This is a genomic window from Sphingomonas xinjiangensis (genome assembly GCF_014199255.1).
Taxonomy (GTDB): domain Bacteria; phylum Pseudomonadota; class Alphaproteobacteria; order Sphingomonadales; family Sphingomonadaceae; genus Sphingomonas; species Sphingomonas xinjiangensis.
Genome location: NZ_JACIJF010000005.1, coordinates 189,428 through 204,901, shown reverse-complemented (window position 1 = coordinate 204,901; position 15,474 = coordinate 189,428). Strand labels below are relative to the sequence as shown.

The window sequence follows — 15,474 nt, the reverse complement described above, 5'->3', positions numbered from 1 at the left end:
TTGTCAAGGCCGCGCCGCGTAGCGACGGCTCATGGAAAAGGAGAGGCAATGCGCCGTCTTGTCGCACGATGTGCAGTGGTTCTGGCCCTGATATTCGGTGCCGCACCAACTCTCGCCGAGGATGGCTATGACCTGTGGCTGCGCTACCATCCGCTCTCGGCGGCGCAGAAGGCCGACCTGCCATCGTCGGTGTACGCCGAGGAAGGAGACGCCACCCTGCGCGTAGCTGCTGATGAAGTGACACGGGCACTCGCTGCTATTCGCGGTGAACCGGTTGTTCGTACATCCGGCGCGGCCCCCAGAGCCATTCTGCTGGGCACTGCCAACACCCCCAGGGTCGCGGCGCTGAAGCTGCCGCTCGCCAGCCTCGGGGAGGAGGGGTATCTGCTCCGCACCGCTACCGTGCACGGCCAACCGACAACCGTGATCGCCGCCAATCGTCCCGTGGGCGTACTCTATGGTGCCTTCGCGCTCATCCGCCGCATGCAATTGGGGCAACCGCTCAGTGGCCTCGACATCGTCGACCGTCCGCGCGTGAAGCTGCGCATCCTCAACCATTGGGACAATCTCGATCGCAGCGTCGAGCGCGGCTATTCCGGGCAGTCGATCTGGGATTGGTGGCGGCTGCCCGATGCCAAGGACCCGCGCTACATCGACTATGCGCGCGCCAACGCCTCGGTTGGCATCAACGGCACGGTACTCAACAACGTCAACGCCAAGGCCGAGAGCCTGACCGCGCCCTACCTCGCCAAGGCCGCAGCCGTTGCCGACATGCTGCGCCCCTATGGCATCAAGGTTTATCTCTCAGCCCGCTTCTCTGCACCGATTGAACTGGGCGGACTCAAGACCGCCGACCCGCTCGATCCCGCCGTGCGTGCCTGGTGGAAGGCCAAGGCCGATGAGATCTACCGCACCATCCCGGATTTCGGCGGCTTCCTGGTCAAGGCAAACAGCGAGGGCCAGCCCGGCCCGCGCGATTATCACCGCACCCATGCCGATGGCGCCAACGCGCTCGCTGCCGCGGTCGCCCCGCATGGCGGCATCGTGATGTGGCGCGCCTTCGTCTATGCCGAGACCGATCCGGAGGACCGCGCCAAACAGGCCTATACCGAGTTCAAGCCGGTCGACGGCAAGTTCGCCGACAATGTGCTGGTCCAGGTCAAGAACGGCGCGATCGACTTCCAGCCGCGCGAGCCCTTCCATCCGCTGTTCGGCGCGATGCCGAAGACGCCGATGATGGTCGAGTTCCAGATCACCAAGGAGTATCTCGGCTTCTCCACCCACCTCGTCTATCTCGGCAGCCTGTTCGCCGAGACGCTCAACGCCGACACCTTCGCAAAGGGGCGCGGCTCGACCGTCGCCAAGGTGGTGGATGGATCACTCGACGGGCACCGCCTGTCCGGCATCGCCGGCGTCGCCAATATCGGCAACGACCGCAACTGGTCGGGATCGGTGTTCGATCAAGCCAATTGGTACGCGTTCGGCCGCTTCGCCTGGAATCCGGGGGCCGACCCGCAGGCGATCGCCGCCGAATGGGCCGGCCTGACCTTCACGCCCGATCCGGCCTTTGTCCGCCCGGTGACGCAGATGATGATGCGCTCGCGGCAGGCGGCGGTGGATTACATGACGCCGCTGGGCTTGGCGCACCTAATGGCGACCGGGCACCATTACGGCCCGGGACCTTGGGTGTCGGACCTGTCCCGCCCCGAATGGAACCCCACTTATTATCACCGCGCCGGCGCCGATGGCATCGGCTTCGATCGCACCCGGACCGGCAGCAACGCCGTCGCGCAATATGCTGCACCGGTCGCCCGCCGCTTCGCAGACCCGGACAAGACCGGCGAGGACCTGCTGCTCTGGTTTCACCACTTGTCGTGGGATCGGCGCATGGCCGATGGCAGCACCCTGTGGGACACGCTGGTCCGCCGCTACGACCGCGGAGTGGCGTCGGTGGACGCCATGCGCGGCCAGTGGGACGCGCTGCGCCCGTTCGTCGGTTCGGAGCGCTGGCAGCACACCGCCAGCTTCCTGGGTGTACAGGCGCGGGAGGCGCGCTGGTGGCGCGATGCGAGCATCGCCTATTTCCAGTCGGTCAGCCGCCGTCCGCTGCCTCCTGGCACCGCCGCGCCTCCCCACACGCTCGACTGGTACAAGGCGCAGAGCTTCCCGTTCGCACCCGGCAATTAAGCCCAGTTGTATGACAGCTGTCCATTGACACGATGCCGCGTCGATTGTTACCGAGCAGAAATGTGATCGCTACCATAACCGGCTGAAGCCGGTGTGCGGATGGCAAGGAGCGGTCCTGGGAGGATGAAAATGACTGATCGTGCCACCACGCTTGCCGTGCGCCGTCCGCTGGCGCTCGCGACTACCTTGTTGCTGACCACCGCTGCCTGGCCCGCCTTCGCGCAGGTGCAGGGCACGCCTACCGCTTCGTCGAACAGCAGCGCCGAGACGCCCGCCACGGCGCAGGATACCGGCGCTGGTCAGACTGCCCCGACGCAGATCGACGATGCCGGTGCACAGGCGCAGCCCGCCGATCCCTCCGCCACCGGCAACGAGGATATCGTCGTCACCGGCTATCGCGCCTCCTTGCAGAGCCAGACCAACGCCAAGCGCAATTCGATCGGCTTCACCGACACGATCTTCGCCGAAGATATCGGCAAATTCCCCGACACCAACATCGCCGAATCGGTCAACCGCATTCCCGGCGTCACCATCAGCCGCGAAGTAACGGGGGAGGGCTCCAACGTCGCGATTCGCGGTCTGGGCACCAACTTCACGCGCGTGCTGCTGAACGGCGCGCCGGTCGCGATCGCATCCGTCCGCTTCGACGCACAGAGCACGAACCGCGAAGTCGATCTCGACATGCTGCCGACCGAGCTGTTCACCCAGCTGACGGTCAGCAAGTCGCCGGTCGCCAGCCAGGTCGAAGGCGGCGCCGCCGGCACCGTCAACCTGCGCTCGGCACGCCCGTTCGATAATCCCAAGCCCTATGTGAGCTATGCGCTTCAGGGTTCCAAGTCGGGTCCGGCGGACAAATGGGGCTATCGCGGCCATGTGCTGGCCAGCGCCACCTTTGGCGATTTCGGCCTGCTGGCCGGCGCGTCGCTTTCGCGCAACGAGTTCCGCGTCGACGGGTTCGAGACGATCGGCTGGACCAATCCCAACCTCCTCACGCCAGCGGTAACAGCCGGCGCCACTGGGCCCACCGCTGCGCAGATCGCTGCGGCCCAGTGCCGCACCGCCTGCAACACCACCGGCGGCGGCAACTTCACTATTCCAGGCACCGTACCGATCAACGCCGGCAACGGCCTGACCGTCGGCGCGCCGCTCAACCAGGAAGCGCTGCTCGCGCTAAATCCGGGTGCCAACATCACGCAGATCGATAACGGTCTGATCCCGCGCCTGGGCCGCCCGCGTACCGAGATCGGCTATCGCGACCGCAAGAGCTTCCTGGCCTCGGCCGAATGGCGGCCGAGCGATGCGCTGCATTTCTATGTCGACGGCATGTACGGCCGTCGGGTCAGCGAGTTCACCCGCACCGCGATGAACTTCGTCGGCCGCAACGGCGCGGCGATTCCGATCAACACCACGTATGATCGCAGCGATTGCACCACTGGCTGCGTGGTCACCGGCGGCACCTATGCCAACGCCCAGTTTTTCCTCGAATATCGTCCCTATCGCGATGTGCAGGATTATTGGGGCGTCAACCCAGGCCTCGATTTTGAAATCAACGATTGGGTCAAGGGCGACCTCCAGGCCAACTACACCAAGAGCAATTTCCGCCGCGAAAGCCCGACGGTGCTGGTCATCACGCCGCCCAGCAGCGGCACCACGGCCACTTATGTCAATGATGGCGGCATTCCGCAGATCAGCGCGAACATCGACCTCAACGATCCCCGCAACTTCGGCTGGAACGGCGGCGGCCGCGTCAACCTGAACGGCGAGGAACGCGCCACTGAGACCAAGGGCATCCGCGGCAGCCTGTTGTTCGGCGATGCGCGCCGCTTCAGCGTCCGGGTGGGCGCGGCCTACGACGATACGAAGCGCCGGATTACCCCGTTCGACAACACCAATCCGTGGCAGAACGCGATTTGCGGCAACGGCATCAACATCGCCCTGCTGGCGCCGAACACCGGCACCACTCCGTGCACCGGGCTGAACCAACCTGGCACGGCGACACCGGCCGGTTTCCCGACTTTCCCAGGCTATGGCACCAACGCCACCGTCGGTGCGCCACCGATCTCCTATGCCGGATCGCTGATCCCTACCGCGGCGGTGCCTGGCTTCCTGCGGCCGAACGACACCGGCTACGTTACCGTCGATTGGGACAAGTTCCGCACGGCTACCGGATATGACACCCTGTTGTCGCAGGCGACCGAGACTGGCGCGGGCAGCAGCGGCGCCAATGGCGGCCTGATCCAGGAAAAGGTCACCGGCACCTTTGCCGAGGCCAACGGTATCTTCGATATCGGCGACAACACGCTGCGGCTGAACGGCGGCCTGCGCTATGTCCGCACCGAACAGATCGTCGGCGGGCGCGTCAGCGTTCCCGATCCACGCAACACGCTGGCGGGGGGCGGTACGCTGCCGGACGGGGGGCGCTATCCCAACGTCAACACCTTCCCGAACACGCGCACGCTGTATTCCAACTTCCTGCCCTCGGCGAGCATCGCCTTCGACTTCGCGGGCAAGGCAGTGGTGCGCGGCTCCGTGTCGAAGACGCTGACCCGTCCCGATCCTAACGCTTTGCTGCCCGGCGCCAGCTTCGTTCAGCCTTCGGCGGACATCGGCACGGTGGGCAACAGCGCGCTCGATCCCTACATCTCGACCAACATCGATTTTGGCTTTGAATATTACACCGGCGGAGAGGGCGTGATCGCCTTTGCGGCGTTCCGCAAGTCGATCACCGGCTTTACGGTCAACGGCCTCAACACCGTGCCGTTCTCGTTCCTCGATCCCTATGGCATCACCATCGACTCGCTGACCCAGGCCCAGCGTGACGCACTGGCGGCGCGCGCTGCACCCGGCCAGTCGCTCAGCTCGGTGCCGATCGTGATCCAGCAACAGGTCAATTCGGACGGCAAGCTCAAGGTCAACGGCCTGGAATTTCAGATCACCCAGCCGCTCGACTTCCTCACTCGGTATATCGGCGTGGAAGGCTTCGGCTTCCAGGGCAACCTGACGCTGATCGACCAGAAGGGTGAGGGTGCCGGCGCGCCGGCCGTGGCGATCGGCGTCGCGCCGACTACCTACACCGCAACCGGCTATTATGAAGGCAACGGGGTCTCGGCGCGCCTGACCTACACCTTCAACGAAGGATCGCAGGGTTCGGGCCTCAATCAAAACGGCATCCCTAACGCCGCGATCTTCGGCCGCGATTATGGTCAGCTCGACTTCTCAGGCAATGTCGATCTGAGCAAGGTGCTCGGCGCAAAGTATCTGCCGACCCTGGTCCTCAATGTGATCAACATCACCAAGGAAGCGCAAAGCAGCTATTTCCAATTCGAGAATGCGACCTTCAACTCTTACAATCCGGGCCGCACCGTACTGGTAGGTATCCGCGGCCGGTTCTGACCCCTTTTAACAAAACCCCCCACTGGGCGGCAGACCTACGGGCCTGCCGCCTTTTTGTTGTTTGCTGGAAACGTTCAATGTTTTTTGAATAATGCCAATGGAACGGCCTGGCCCATCGCCCGGTATCCCGCCATCGACGGATGAAGATGGTCGCCGGAGTCATAGGCCGGGTTCAGCCGGTTAGGGCGGGCGGGATCGCGCAGAATTTTATCGAAATCGATGACCGCGTCGAACTGTCCGCTGGTGCGGATGAAGTGGTTCACTGCCTGACGCGCTGCCTCCAACGCAGGACCCGGGTGGTAATATTCGTTACCCCCAAAGGGCGTGATCGTCCCGCCGATCAGCTTGATCCCATGCGCATGCGCACGTGCGGCGACTTGCGAATAGGCCTGGATCAACTGAGTGACGATCGCTGCATGTGCCGCAGGCGTCGCCGGCGCATCGCGGGTCAGCATGCCCAGATCGTTGGTGCCTTCCAGCAGGATTGCCCAGCGCACGCCGCTGCGCGCGATCACGTCTCGGTCGAAGCGCGCGATCAAATTGGGTCCCGATCCATCGAGCAGGATGCGGTTGCCGCCGATCCCCGCATTGACGACCCCGATTCCCCGTGTCGCCGGATCGGCACGCAGTCTCGCCGCAAAGGCGTCGGTCCAGCGCCCGTGCGTGTCCGGCTTCACACCGTAACCGTCGGTGATCGAGTCTCCGATCGCCACCACCGCCGCGCTATCATCGGGCGCTTCGACTTCGATGTCTGCCAAGGCCCACCAGCGTGGCGATGGTTCGGCACCTGCCGGCGCGTCGTCGGCGGCGCGGTTTCCCGCGATAAGGAAGCTCGTCGCGCGCGATCCGGGGTGGCCGGTTTGAACGGCTGGCGCGGTGGGCAGATACAGGCTGACCGCCAGATCGCCGCCCGGCGCGACTGCCATCGAGATGGGATCGCTGTATATCTCGGCGCCTGCCGGAATGGTGATGCTGCGCTGGCCAGCAAAGCTCAGGCTATGGCTGCTGCCTTTCACCAGCGCCACGCCGCCCGGCGCAGCCTGCCTTCCCAGATATGCCGCGCCGATCACCAGCGGCGCGGTGCCGAACGCATTCGAGAAGCGGACGCGCAGCCGCTTGCCGCCTACGGAAAGCCGCACCACCTGACGCAGGGTAACGTCGCTGGCCCGCGCCGCCGGCAGCGCATTTTCGTCCAGCGGGATCATCTGGGCGGAACCCCAGCTGGCGACCCAGCGCTCGCCGGCCCAGGCGGGGCAGGACGCCAGCAATGCCGCAATCAAAGCGCCGATATGACTGGATCGCATTCGTTGTCCTTATCGAGTGCCGCTTGAGCTCCGCTCAAAGCGGGGAGGGGCAGTAGATTTTCAGGACCTCGGCATGACGGGGCATCGCCTTCACCGCGGTCATGACCTCTTGCCGGAGCGTATCCAGCGTCTTGCGCAGATTGTCGGCAGGCATCATCCGCGCGAGTTGGTGATGGCCCTGCGGCGCCAGCCCTTGCCCAAGCAAGACCTGCACCCAGCTATCGACGCGGAACAGATCGTCTCCGGCTTGATATGCCTGTGCCGCCTCCACGAACAAGGCGAGGCGCTCTGCCAGCGTTTGAGGAATGGCCATGGTCCGGCACCGCTCCCAAAATGGCTCTTCGCGGTGGTTGAGATGATAATGGAGGATGATGAAGTCGCGGACGCCTTCCATCTCGTGGCGAGCCTGGGCATTGAACCGCGCCGTCTGCGCTTCGCCGATGCCTCCAAACGGAAATGCCTGGATCAGCCGCGTGACGCCGGTCTTGATCAAGTGGATGCTGGTGGATTCCAGCGGTTCGATGAACCCGCTCGACAGGCCCAATGCGACGCAATTCTTGTTCCAAACCTTGCGCCGCTGCCCCGTGCGGTAGCGGATCAGCCTTGGGTCGAATAATGGCCGTCCATCCAGCGCATCGAGCAACTGTTGCCGCGCCGCTTCGGGCGACAGGAACTCGCTGCCAAACACCAGCCCGTTGCCGACGCGATGCTGAAGCGGGATCTTCCAGCGCCACCCGGCCTGGTGGGCGATCGCTCGGGTATAGGGTACCGGCGGCTCCGCCGTTTCCGTCTGCACCGCAAAAGCGCAGTCGGTGCTGATCCACTGACTCCAATCCTCGAACCCGCTTTGAAGCGTCTGCTCGCTCAGGAGCGCGCGAAAGCCGGTGCAGTCGAGGAATAGATCGCCCTCGATTCGCGCGCCGGACTCGAGCACCAGCGCCCTGAGGAAGCCGGATTCGCCATTCTGTTCGACGCGCGTGATCTTGCCTTCGACGCGGCGTACACCGGCATTTTCGCTCAGCCGCCGCAGGAAGCGGGCATAAAGCGTGGCGTCCAAGTGGAATGCATATTGAACCTGCGCCTGTGCCCCGACCTCCATGCGCCCGCTGGCCGCTGCGTTCAGTTCCAGGCTGTAGTCGGCCAGGTGACCGCCAAAGCCCTGGCTTTGTGCTTCCAGCCAGAAATGGTGGAAGTCCGCCATCCAACTCGCCTGCCGTCCGATCTGACCGAAGGAGTGGAAATATCGGTCGCCCTTGCGGGTCCAATCCTCGAACGAGATGCCCAGTTTGAAGCTCGCCTGGGTTTCGCGCATAAAGGCCGGCTCGTCGATGCCGAGCATCTGGTGAAAGCGGCGCGACGTCGGAATGGTGGATTCCCCGACGCCGACCGTGCCGATCTCGTCCGACTCCACCAAGGTGATATCCAGCAACGGGCCCAGTTGCTTCACCAAAGCCGCCGCTGCGATCCAGCCTGCGGTGCCGCCGCCGGCGATCACCACGCGGCGAACCCGTTGCTCGCTCATCGGTTCAACTTCCCTATAAGTTGTGCGCGAAGCCTGCGTGCCGTGGCGGCATCCAAACTACTCAGCGGCCCGCGCGCGTGTTCAGGCAAGTGCGCGCTCGCGCGCTCCGACGGGCCGAAAATGTAATAGTCGAATAACGCCTTCCACGCCGTTTTTTCAGGAGCAGGCCGATCCCGAAGGCTCAGCATGGCATGGAGCAGCGTGTTCTGCGGCGTGTCCATGAAGGCGGGTGAGGTGTTCCACCAATAGTTCACCAGCACGTTGAACGGATCGAGCGCTTCGACATGGTGCCACCATAAAGCCGGGTAGAACAGCACGTCGCCCGGTTCCAATTCGGCAATTTCGGCGGTCTCCAGCGCCGTTCGAAAGTCAGGGTGCGCGGCGAAGTCCGGCTGCCTGAAGTCGACCATGCTGACCACTTGCCCGCCCGGCGTCGGCTCCAGGGGCCCCGGATACAGGTTTGCGACTTGCTCGGGTGGAAACAGCGTGAACCGGCGCCTCCCTACGGCGCAGCAGGCAAGATTATGGGACATGTCGTAATGGGCCGTGGCGACGGTGCGGTTGCCGATCCAGATGCTCGTGATCGGCGGGTTCGCGACGAACATCGCATGGTTCAGGACTAGGTCGTTTCCCGCCTCACGCAGTCCGGGCAGATACGTGCCGAGATCCGTGGAGCCGATGTAGAAAGACGGCGCGTCGACGTCGACCAGATGATCGACAATGCGCTTCAGCATGGCCGACAGGCCCACCCGCGCTCCTTCGAAATTGAAGCCGGTCAGCGCCTCGTTGTAGAAGAACCGCCCCTGGATGGCAGGCGCGCCGGTAAAGGCCACAACCGACCGCCCGGCGTCGAAGCCCGCGAGATAATCGAGAGCGCTCTTGGCGGAACCCAAACCTTCGCGAACCAGTGGCCAATCGCATGCCACACCGCGAAGGATCGCAGGCTGTTGCTCCACCATCAAGGCGTCGAACGGGATCGCATCGGGCGCAATGCCTTCTATGACGCGCGTGCGCCGCTCCACGCGCGCGGCATGGCTCATATAGCTGCTAGCCGCGCGTTCTTGCGGGCGATCAATTGGCTGATGTTGCTCAGCGACGCCGCGATCAGGAAGGCGGGTCCGAGGAAACCCCTTTGGTGGAGCGCGGCCAAAGCAGCGCCATTCAGTGCCGCCAAGCGTTCGGCGGACAGCACCTCGTGCCCGGTAATCGCATAACGCTGTTCTTCGTTCAGCATCACCTCCAGCGCAATCGGTTGCACCAGCCCGAATTCGTCGAACGCGGCATACATAGCTTTGGCGGCATCCACCCCAGCATAGATCGCCTGAAAGAGCTTTGTGATATGCTCCAGATAGCGGGCGTTGCCCCCGTGCGGCAGGAACAAGGGCGCTCCGTCAGCCGCACCGACGCGGGGGTCGTCTAGATCGATGTGGAGCATAGGCTCTCCTGCGCCTGGCGCTGGCACATCGATCGAGAATGGCCCGCGCTGCTGGACCAGCGGAATGTGCCGGCTCTGCCAGCGCTTTCCCTCCAGAAACAGGTTCTCGTCGCGGTCGAGCCCGAGCAGGGCTACCGCTTCGAGCTCATCGCCTCCCCGGCGGAACAGGATCGGGAAGTCCCGCTGTGCTTCCTCAAATTCGGTCGGAAGAACCAGCACCTGATTTACCGCATCGCCGAACGCCGCTCCGTGGCGTATCGCCACGACCAGATCGGCATGCTCGACATTGTTGAGTACGACCGTGTTGGCCATCGAGCGTCATCCAACTGCTTTGATGGATTGCGAACATCATGGCGCAAAGCCTGCTCGTCCTCAACCAGCGAGAAAGAGCCGCTGCTCGCGCAACGGCCCTTCTCCATTTATTCCGACAAGCTGCTCAGAACCGGAACCGCGCGCCAAGCAGGAAGCGCCGATCGAGCTCCTGCGCGAACCACAATTGCTGCTCGTCACGCGCATAGGTGCGCACGCTTTCTTCCAGCAGGTTGATGCCCTCCAGTGTGATCGCGATTTGCGGCGTGATCTCGTAGCTGAGGGTGGCATCCAGCTGGCCGAACGGGGCCGTAAACTCCGGATTGCGCGAAGACCCACGGTTGATGCCCGACAGGAAGTTGTCGCGCCAGTTATAGGCGACCCGGGCAGAGAGGCCGTTCTTTTCGTAGATCAGCGTGCCGCTGACAGTGTCGCTGAGTCCCAGCAGCGCGAACTGGTCCTCGCTTGGACTTGCGCCGATGTTGAACCCGACATCGCCCCGAACCAGCGTGTACGCCGCGGCAACGCCGAAACCGGTGCTGCCGAGGAAATACTGACCTGCGATTTCCATGCCATAAATCTCGGCATCGCGATTGTTGATCGGACGCGTCACCTGGAACTGGTAGAGCGGGTCCGTCGGCAGCGCCGCCACGTCCAGCGAATTGTTGATCGACTTCAAGTAATCATCGTTCAACGACCGTGTGGCCGGATTGTAGTTCGCGCTGAACTGAGTGGTCGCGGCACCGATCGAGCCGGTCGAATCTAGCAGCGCGGTCATCACGAATAGATTGGCGTCGCTGATGTCCGCGCCCAGGCCGACCAATGCATCCCGGGCGATGCCGGACCGGCTTCCCGCTGCACCCGAGCTTGGATCGCGCAAGCCGTACAAGTCCGAGGTGAACTGGCCGTTGCCTATGAAATTACGCACCCGCTTGTCGAACAACGCGATCGACACATAGCTGTCCGGCTTGAAATACCATTCGAGCGACGCATCGAAATTGTCCGAAATCAGCGGCCGAAGGCGAGCGTTGCCGGTGTTTGCAGTGGCAATGCCGCCATTATTGATCGGGCGCGGTGGCCCCCCCACGGTGGTGGCGGTGTACAGGCTGCCATAGTTCGGGCGGGAAATCGTCTTGCTGTACGAAATGCGCCCGAGCAGGTTGCGGGCCACTTCGACCTGAAAGTCGATCTGAGGCAGGATGTTGTCATAGCTGCCGCTCTCGGTGACGAACCGCGTTTCATTGGAAATCGACACGGTAAAGTCGTTGTCCGACACCCAGGTGATCGCCCCGGGGATCGCCTCCAGGGAGGTGGTCTCCGACTTGGTATGCTCGTAGCGGATTCCTGCCACAAGCCGGGTTGGTGCACCCGCCAATTCGCCCTTCCAGGTGAGCTGGCCATAAGCGGCCCAGATTTCTTCCTTAACCCGGTTGTCTTGATTGCCGGTCACGCCGACCGCGTGCGGACGCGCCGCGCCGGTATCCAGGCCGGCATAATAAGGCGAAAGGATCGAGTAGATAGACGACGCGTTGCCACGGAATGCAACTTGCGATTCAGGATCGCCGCCGGGATTATACTTGTCGAACTTGCATTCGAGACAGAAGGTCTGAAGCGCACCCGGCGCCAGTCGCTCGACATCGCCGGGGTTGTTTATGCCCCAGTCACCCAGCGTTTGTTGTGTCGAAACCGATGTCTGGCGCATGTCGGCGGTGCGATAGTTCGCGCCGAAGTCGAACCGGTTCTCTTCGCCCAAGTTCCAGCCGAAATCGGCCCGGACTTCCTTGACCTCCTGCTCCTGGGTGTTTGTGAAGGTACGTCCGATTTGCGAACCGACATCGCCAAGGTCGAGCGGGCCGCTGGGTCCGAAGCTGATATCCTGCTGCGGGATACCGTTACTATAGTCGACGGAGTGCTGCGACACGACGTTGGCGCCCAATCCGACGAGTGTAGAGGAGGCGCCATTGGGGTTGTCCGGGCGGCTCGACGCTTTGGAATAGTGGCCATCCAGGTTGAGTGAGAAGTTGCTCGCCATCTCCCACTTGGCGTTCAAGCCATAATCTTCGAGTTTGCCCTTCTGACCGCGCGTTTGTGCTTCGAAGCCTTCGTCCTTCTGGCCGTTGATCGTCTCGCGCAGATAATTTGCCGTGGCGACGGTCGTGTTGCCGTCAAACGTCACGACGTCGAACGGGCGGCTGAACCAGTTGGAGAGATCCGAGCGGATTTCCGACTGGGTGTTCTGCGCATACAACGCGTCGGCGGTGAGTGTCAGCGAATCGGTGGGCTTGAACTGCACCACTGCCTGGCCGTTGATGCGCTCGCGCGTGCCCTCAGCATAGTGGTAGCGGCTGTCGTTCGGGATCGCGACCAATTGGTTGGGATCGGTCGGCGCATTGTTGACGACCGTGCAGGTGGGCGAGGGCGTACCGCCCGCACACGCACCGCCGCTGCGGGCGAAACCGCCGGTCAGGAAAGTGCTGTACGGAATGATGTTCCAATCGTTCGACGTGGCGGCGATCGACGTGAAGTTCCGCTTCTGATAACTTCCGAACAGCGAGACGCCGAAGCGCTGGTCCGGATCGCTCCAGCTCAACACGCCGGAAAACTCGGGCGTCACCTTCGAGCCGCAATCGATGCAATCGTTCACGCTGGTGTCGTACACCGCCTTCGCGCCGATGCTGCCGTTCAGCCCGGAGTCGCGGCTATCGAGCGGGCGGCGCGTGACCACGTTGATCGTCGCGCCGATGCCGCCCGACGGGATGGCTGCGCGTCCGGTCTTGTAGACCTCCAGCGTGCGAACGCCTTCGGTGGCGAGGTTCGAAAAGTCAAAGGAACGGCTGGTGCCCTGCGCGCTGTCGGCGTTCTGATCGCCGCCGACGACCGACACGTTGGACGTCGCCAGCTGACGGCCGTTCAGCGTCACCAGATTATAGGTTGGGCCAAAGCCGCGCACCGTCACTAGCGAGCCTTCGCCGTTGGTCCGGTTGATCGACACGCCGGGAATGCGCTGGAGCGACTCGGCCAGGTTCGTATCCGGGAATTTGCCGATGTCCTCGGCGGAGATTGCGTCGACAATGCCCGATGCATCGCGCTTGATCGCGATCGCACGCTCGAGTGACGCGCGAATGCCGGTGACGACCACTTCGTCGGTGGTCGGTTCCTCTTGTGAGATGGGGGAAGCGGCTTCCGCCCCGGCGGTGGTGCCTGAAGATGCGGCGTCCTGCGCGGCGGCTGTGCCGGACATCAGGAAGCCAGTGGTGATCGCAAGAATCGAAGCTGAGCGCGACAACGCCAGCGCAAGTCGTGAACTAGTCATATCCCCTCCTGGACAATGGCTGCTGGAGAGCCACTTGTGTCACCGGCATGCATTTTTGCCTTGCCGGTGATAACGCTAACACAGGCGGGAGTGTTGTCAAGCGTTGTCAGGCCTACATTCCCAAGACGAACTAGCTACGCGTCGACACGGCGCAAAGGCTGCGCAAGTGCAATTTATAAGATTAATAGTTGGTTCTGCGCCTAGGAGGCTTCGCCATCATAAGCCCCTCGTCTGCACTCGTTGCGAATCGGAAGACCTTGACGCTGTGCAGTGGGTTCTTGGGTCAGGACACTGTGGCAACAGGCGCCCGCGGCCACCCTCATCATCGGTTGACGGGTGAATTGCGCCCTGATCCACCGCGAGCGGGCCGTAGCTATTTTATTGGCTTCGTCAGCCTGACTCCCCGCCGGCGGCCAGCGCAGGCTTTTCGCGTCCTGCCAGCCGCAGCACCGCCATGTCCGCAGTGACATTGCCGACGGTGCGGAACAGATCGGGGATCGTCTCGACTGCAAGGAGGAGCGGTAGCAGTTCGACGGGTACGCCAAGCGCGAGGCAAACCGGCCCGATGGTCGCGAAGAACGATACCTGCGCGGGCAGGCCGACCGCGGCAAGGCTGACTGCGGCGGCGGCCAGCGCGCCGATCACCAACATGCCCGGGCTCGGAACCTGCCCGTAGAGCGCGGCAAGATACAGCGCCACGGCGATGTTGGCGGCTGCGCTAGCCCCCCGGAAGATCGAGACCGCGAGTGGCAGGATGATCCCCGCCGAAGCCCGGCCGACCGACAATCCCGGCGCGGCTTCGATCATGGCGGGGAGGGTGGCGAGCGAGGATTGCGTGCTGAGGGCGACGATCTGCGCCGGCAGGGCCGCTTTGGCAAAACGCAGCGGCGACAATCGCCCGAACACGAACACGGCGGCGTAGGCGAGAATGAGGATCAGCAAACAGGCGCTGGCGACAGTGACGATGTAATGCACCAGCACGCCCACGCTGTCGGCGCCGGCGCGAACGCCAAGCCCAAAGGCAAGGGCAAAGACCCCGAGCGGCGCGACGATCAGCACCCAGTGCACGACAACCAGCATCGTTTCGGCAATGGCGCGGAACAACAATTGCAGCGCGCGCTGCAATTCGGCCGGGATGCGTGCGGCGGCAAAGCCGAAGAAGAGCGCGAACACGACGAGCGGCACCATCGCCGTCTCGGCTGCGGCCTTGATCGGGTTGGTCGGGATGATGCCGCTGATCCAGTCGGCTGCACCGCCAAACGCCGGCACGGCGCCTTCGGGCCGCAGGCTGGCTGCGGCGTCGCCGACTGGCCAGAGCTGGAGCAGCAGCGTGGTGCTCATTGCCGCTGCCAGGCACCCGCCGGCTAGAAGCGCCGCAAACCAGAGCATCGCCCGTAGCGCGACACGGCTCTGGCGTGCATCCTCGGCGGCTCCCAGGATGCCGGTGACCAGCAAGGAGAAGACCAGCGGCACCACGGTCATCGTCAAGGCGTCGAGCCACAAACGCCCTATGGATGCCGTCACCGCCAGGATGGGCGTCGCGCCGGCCCGGCCTGCCATGATGCTGCCGCCGACCAGACCCAGGGCAAGGCCGCACAGGATGCGCAGTGCCGCCCGGTTCATGCTCCTGCCTCAAGTGTCTGCGCCACGCGCGCCCGGGTTAAGAAGGAGGCGGGCATGCAGATTCTCCGGGTGAGACGGGCTGGGTGATAGACTGATGTGACGCGCTGAATGCGCTGGTGGTGCGACACCATCGCGGACTTGGTGGAAAGGGCAAGCAGCATTCTTGAAGCCCTTGCGGCAGCGTATTTGCCGAGCGCGGCTTTCTTGCCCGTGGCTGCCCTGATGGAATTGATGTGGCCCCAGAAGACTTCGGTGTTGCCGGTGCGCAGACGCGCCACCAACCGCCAATAATCGGTGAAGGGGGCTGCGGTCGGACCGATTGTCTTCACATATCCGCCGGCCATGGTCGCGGTTAGGTAGAGCTTCTTCGCCATCTCCGCGCATTAGC

The 15,474-nt window shown here is 63.6% G+C and carries 9 protein-coding genes; 2 read left to right on the top strand and 7 right to left on the bottom strand.

Going from position 1 to position 15,474, the window contains the following annotated elements:
• Window positions 1-48: 48 nt before the first annotated feature.
• Complete coding sequence (locus FHT02_RS11025; protein WP_184087457.1) at window positions 49-2,187, top strand: alpha-glucuronidase family glycosyl hydrolase; 2,139 nt, start codon at window positions 49-51, stop codon at window positions 2,185-2,187.
• 129 nt (window positions 2,188-2,316) lie between these two features.
• Window positions 2,317-5,580 carry a TonB-dependent receptor gene (locus FHT02_RS11020; protein WP_184087455.1) on the top strand — a complete coding sequence of 1,088 codons (3,264 nt, stop codon included), beginning with the start codon at window positions 2,317-2,319 and terminating at the stop codon, window positions 5,578-5,580.
• 74 nt (window positions 5,581-5,654) lie between these two features.
• Here FHT02_RS11020 and FHT02_RS11015 read toward each other — a convergent pair whose 3' ends face one another.
• From FHT02_RS11015 to FHT02_RS10985, 7 genes are all read right to left on the bottom strand, one after another.
• Window positions 5,655-6,884 (bottom strand): SGNH/GDSL hydrolase family protein, encoded by a 1,230-nt coding sequence (locus FHT02_RS11015; protein WP_184087453.1) that lies wholly within the window; start codon window positions 6,882-6,884, stop codon window positions 5,655-5,657.
• 34 nt (window positions 6,885-6,918) lie between these two features.
• Window positions 6,919-8,406, bottom strand: a complete 1,488-nt coding sequence (locus FHT02_RS11010) for a tryptophan halogenase family protein (RefSeq protein ID WP_184087451.1) — start codon at window positions 8,404-8,406, stop codon at window positions 6,919-6,921.
• Complete coding sequence (locus FHT02_RS11005; protein WP_184087449.1) at window positions 8,403-9,446, bottom strand: cupin-like domain-containing protein; 1,044 nt, start codon at window positions 9,444-9,446, stop codon at window positions 8,403-8,405. Before FHT02_RS11005 ends, FHT02_RS11010 begins: the two co-directional genes overlap by 4 nt.
• Complete coding sequence (locus FHT02_RS11000; protein ID WP_184087447.1) at window positions 9,443-10,153, bottom strand: SapC family protein; 711 nt, start codon at window positions 10,151-10,153, stop codon at window positions 9,443-9,445. Before FHT02_RS11000 ends, FHT02_RS11005 begins: the two co-directional genes overlap by 4 nt.
• 124 nt (window positions 10,154-10,277) lie before the next feature.
• Window positions 10,278-13,463, bottom strand: a complete 3,186-nt coding sequence (locus FHT02_RS10995; RefSeq protein ID WP_184087445.1) for a TonB-dependent receptor — start codon at window positions 13,461-13,463, stop codon at window positions 10,278-10,280.
• A 390-nt stretch (window positions 13,464-13,853) separates the two neighbouring features.
• Window positions 13,854-15,086, bottom strand: coding sequence for a dicarboxylate/amino acid:cation symporter (locus tag FHT02_RS10990; RefSeq protein WP_184087443.1), 1,233 nt, complete (start codon window positions 15,084-15,086; stop codon window positions 13,854-13,856).
• Entirely contained in the window at window positions 15,083-15,460 is a 378-nt protein-coding gene (locus tag FHT02_RS10985) for a hypothetical protein (RefSeq protein WP_184087547.1), read from the bottom strand. The genes FHT02_RS10990 and FHT02_RS10985 overlap by 4 nt, the downstream gene beginning before the upstream one ends.
• Window positions 15,461-15,474 lie beyond the last annotated feature (14 nt).